The sequence below is a fragment of the uncultured Cardiobacterium sp. genome (assembly GCF_938028185.1).
GTDB lineage: Bacteria > Pseudomonadota > Gammaproteobacteria > Cardiobacteriales > Cardiobacteriaceae > Cardiobacterium.
Genome location: NZ_CALJAH010000121.1, coordinates 1 through 3,424, shown reverse-complemented (window position 1 = coordinate 3,424; position 3,424 = coordinate 1). Strand labels below are relative to the sequence as shown.

The 3,424-nt window shown below is 57.4% G+C and carries 4 protein-coding genes and 1 pseudogene; 1 reads left to right on the top strand and 4 read right to left on the bottom strand.

The window, feature by feature from the left end:
• The coding region (locus Q0349_RS03840) for a DUF559 domain-containing protein (protein ID WP_298079558.1) at positions 1-566 on the top strand (566 nt) is incomplete at its 5' end.
• Between the two features lie 41 nt (positions 567-607).
• Here Q0349_RS03840 and Q0349_RS03835 read toward each other — a convergent pair.
• From Q0349_RS03835 to Q0349_RS14055, 4 genes and pseudogenes are all read right to left on the bottom strand, one after another.
• Positions 608-1,861: an NRAMP family divalent metal transporter gene (locus tag Q0349_RS03835; protein ID WP_298079557.1), complete on the bottom strand. Its 1,254-nt coding sequence runs from the start codon at positions 1,859-1,861 to the stop codon at positions 608-610.
• A 178-nt stretch (positions 1,862-2,039) separates the two neighbouring features.
• On the bottom strand, positions 2,040-2,429 hold the full coding sequence (locus tag Q0349_RS03830) for a hypothetical protein (protein WP_298079556.1): 390 nt from the start codon (positions 2,427-2,429) through the stop codon (positions 2,040-2,042).
• Positions 2,413-3,078: an endonuclease/exonuclease/phosphatase family protein gene (locus tag Q0349_RS03825; RefSeq protein WP_366916265.1), complete on the bottom strand. Its 666-nt coding sequence runs from the start codon at positions 3,076-3,078 to the stop codon at positions 2,413-2,415. Before Q0349_RS03825 ends, Q0349_RS03830 begins: the two co-directional genes overlap by 17 nt.
• Before the next feature lie 165 nt (positions 3,079-3,243).
• Positions 3,244-3,424, bottom strand: a pseudogene (locus tag Q0349_RS14055) (anhydro-N-acetylmuramic acid kinase); the annotation flags it as partial.

Here is a 3,424-nt window from a genome sequence, read left to right as displayed (position 1 = left end):
TTGAATGTGATGGAGCGACCTATCATTCTGCGAAATCAGCACGAGATCGTGATAGATTAAGGCAAGATATTTTAGAAGGTTTAGGATGGAATATTCGCCGAATTTGGTCTACGGACTGGTTTAAGAATCCAGAGGCTGCATTGAGTTCTATTATTAAGGAACTTGAAATCTTAAAAGAAAAATACCCTAAAATTGAAAAAGAATCTTCTTTTTTTGACAAAATTGAAAATGTTGAAAGTAGTAACAATGACCAGTGTAATAATGTTATTCAGAATGATACTTTATCTTCCGCAAATATAATATCTGAGAACCTTGCAGGAGAAGCAGAAGATGAATTAATGAAACATCTGCAATTGCTTGCAAAAAGAATCATTGTGGAAAAACCAGATACTCCTGATAATAAAAGACTATTAAGACCTGAAATGATAAAAGTTTTAAAGCAAGAATTACCTGCGTCAAGAGAGGAATTTCAAGCGTGGATCCCAGAGTATTTACGTAAAAATATTGCAGCAGAGGAAGGCATTTATTTAGATGACGTCTTTAAAATAATTTGCGATTATTCATAATAAAAAACCGTGCTTAGCGCGGTTTTTTTTTTGCTCACTACTCAGGCCAAAACACCAATTAAATTTAATGCAAATAGCAGCGCAAAGCCCACCAGATAAATCAGCCCGACAATCGCCAATAAATTCATCACCGGCGAGAGTTTGTGTTTCTTATCCTGTTTGACCAGCCAGTAATTAAGCCAGGCGAATACGGGCGCGGCGAGGAAGGCGGAAATCATCGCGAATTTCAGCAGTTCGGCGAGGGCGCTGTTGAACCACAAAATCAGTGCCAGGCCGGAGGCGGATGTCCATAGAATCCAGGCGAACAGTTCGCGCGTGCGGAAGAATTCGCGGCCTTGTACCAGCCGCACCGATTCGGCGACCGCGCGCGAGTAGCCGTCAATAACAGTGATGGTCGTGCCAAACATGCAGGCAAAAGCGATGAAGCCAACCAGCGGTCGCGCCCATTCGCCAATGGTTTTGGTGTACATGCCGACGAGCTGCGCCACATATAGTCCGCCTTTCTGGATTTCCAGGGTTTCGCCGTTGCCGTACTGCACGTACACGCCGAGGGCGAGGAAGACGATGGCCAGCACGGCGCTGGTGATGTAGCCGACGTCGAAATCGAACATGCCGTCGCGGTAACTGACCGGTTCGTGCCGCTGCCGCGCCGTGACCCAGAGCGAGTTGATAGCTGCGATTTCTATCGGCGCGGGCATCCAGCCCATCAGGGCGATGATGAAGCCGAGCGCGGCAAGATTCCACGGCGAGGGTTCGATGAAGCCTTCCTGCATCTGCATGCCTTTATTGATGGCGATGGCGACTGCGGCGATGGTGGTGATGCTCAGGCTGATGACGATGATTTTGGAGAGGCGGTCGAGCGCCTTGTAGCGCCCCATCAGCAGAATCAGCACGCAGGAGGCGACGACCAGCACCGAAAGGGCGTTGTTCGAGAGGGGAAGTCCCGGGATGGAGATTTTGATGATGACGGCGGTGAGCAGGGCGACCGCGCCGGTGCTGATGGTCGAGGAGAGGAAGCACATGATGAGGAAGACCCAGAGGTACACGCGGTTTTTCTCCGCGTAGCCTTCGATCAGGCTTTTGCCGCTGTCGAGGGTGTAGTGCGCGCTGAAGCGGAAGAACGGGTATTTGAAGAGGTTGGTCAGCACGATGATGAGCGCGAGTTGCCAGCCGTAGAGCGCCCCGGCCTGGGTGGAGGCGACGAGGTGCGAGCCGCCGACGGCTGCGGACGCCATGAGGATACCCGGCCCAAGCGCGCGGAAGCGGCTTTTCCAGGTGGATGTGGTAGGGGTCATAGGGATAGTCTCCTTTTTTTGGTGAGAAAGGAGCGGATTATAGCGGCTTATGGCGCCACTCCCTACATAAATCCACTGGATAATGCTATTTTTGTGGTGATTTAAGGAATAAGCACCCATTCACTGAGTGGTAAACCGCCTAAATAGGTGTTGCGCGGTTTTCAGCAGTCGCAAGGTTTCAGCCATGCCCCGCCGCCCGCAGCGGGCGGGAAATATGCGGGCGGTGTTCGGCGGCGTGCCAACCGTGCGCGGCGTATTGTTCGAGGATGCACAGGGCGTCGTCGAGCCACGGGCGCAGGTTGTCCGCGCTGATGTAGTCCAGGTGCAGCATGGCGTCGTCGTTGGCGATATGCGCGCTGACGCTACCGTTGCCGTGGATTTCCCAAAGGATGAGTTGCAGCCAGTCGCCGTTGGCGCGGCTGACGCAGTAGTCGCGCGCGGTGAGGTCGGCGCCGTCGTCCTGGCCGATGAGGCCGATGGTGAGTTGGTGCGCGTCCGCCCAGCGCGCCAGTTCGCGCTCGAGCGTGGTGATGTGTGCGGGTGGGGCGAAGTCAAAGGGGGTGGTCATGGGTGCTCCAGTCGGTTTGCAGCGGGCGATGGTCGGAAGTATGCCACGGCAGCGCGGTGGTATGCGCCCCGCCGTGGCGTATCAGGGCGTGATCGAGGTTGAGACCCAGCGGCAGCCAGGTCGGTAAAAGATTTCGGGTGGTGGCGCGCAGGCCGCCGTCGCGCAGCAGAACGCGGTAATGCGGTGAATACGGGCTGCTATTGAGGTCGCCGACGAGCAGCACGCGGTCTTCCGTGGCGAGGCGGACGGCGAGTTCGTGCAGATAGGTAATGCGGGCGCGGGCGAGGTCAGCGTTAATCGGCGGCGGCGGGTGTGCGGCGTAGAGAACGCGGCCATCGCCCAGCACGGCGCGGATGGCGGGGTATTCTCCGGGGAAGAGGATGTCGCAGGCGGCGAGCGGCGCGCGCGCGAATACGGCGAGGGCGAAGGGGCTGTCGTCTGCGTGGGCGCAGCCGTGCGGGTAGTGTTGGCGCAGCGCCTGCCAGCCGGGGTCGCGCAGTTGTATTTCGGCAAGGGCGACGATGTCGGCGTTTTGTGCGATGAGGTGGGCGCTTTCGCCAGCGGCATCGGCATTGTCGAGGTGGACGTTGTACCAGATGACGCGCGTGGCGGCGGTGTCCGCCGGGTCAAGGCGGAACGGCCACAGCATCCAGCAGGTGAGTGCCAGCGCGAGTGTCGCCCAGAGGTAGCGCCAGCGGTGGCGCAGGCAGAGCGCGGCGAGAATGAAGACGGCGGCGTAATACGGCACGAAATGGCTGAACAGTTCGGCGAGCCAGTGCAGCGCGCCCAGTTGGCCGATGATGAGTGCGGCGAGGGCGAGCCAGGCGAAGGCGGCGGCTTCCACCCATTGCGGGTCGAGGCCGAGTTCGGCGGTGCTGTGCAGGCGGATGCCTTTCGGGGCGAACAGGGTGTTCAGGCTCGCCGTTAGCGCGCCGTTGCGAATGCCGCCGCCGCAGACGTAGATGTTTCGGACGTCGGGCGCGGTGGAGACGACT

Bases quoted from the DNA above. Each gene is read 5' to 3' on its own strand.
- Q0349_RS03835 (WP_298079557.1), bottom strand. From the start codon at position 1,861: ATGACCCCTACCACATCCACCTGGAAAAGCCGCTTCCGCGCGCTTGGG.
- Q0349_RS03830 (WP_298079556.1), bottom strand. From the start codon at position 2,429: ATGACCACCCCCTTTGACTTCGCCCCACCCGCACACATCACCACGCTC.
- Q0349_RS03825 (WP_366916265.1), bottom strand. From the start codon at position 3,078: ATGCTGTGGCCGTTCCGCCTTGACCCGGCGGACACCGCCGCCACGCGC.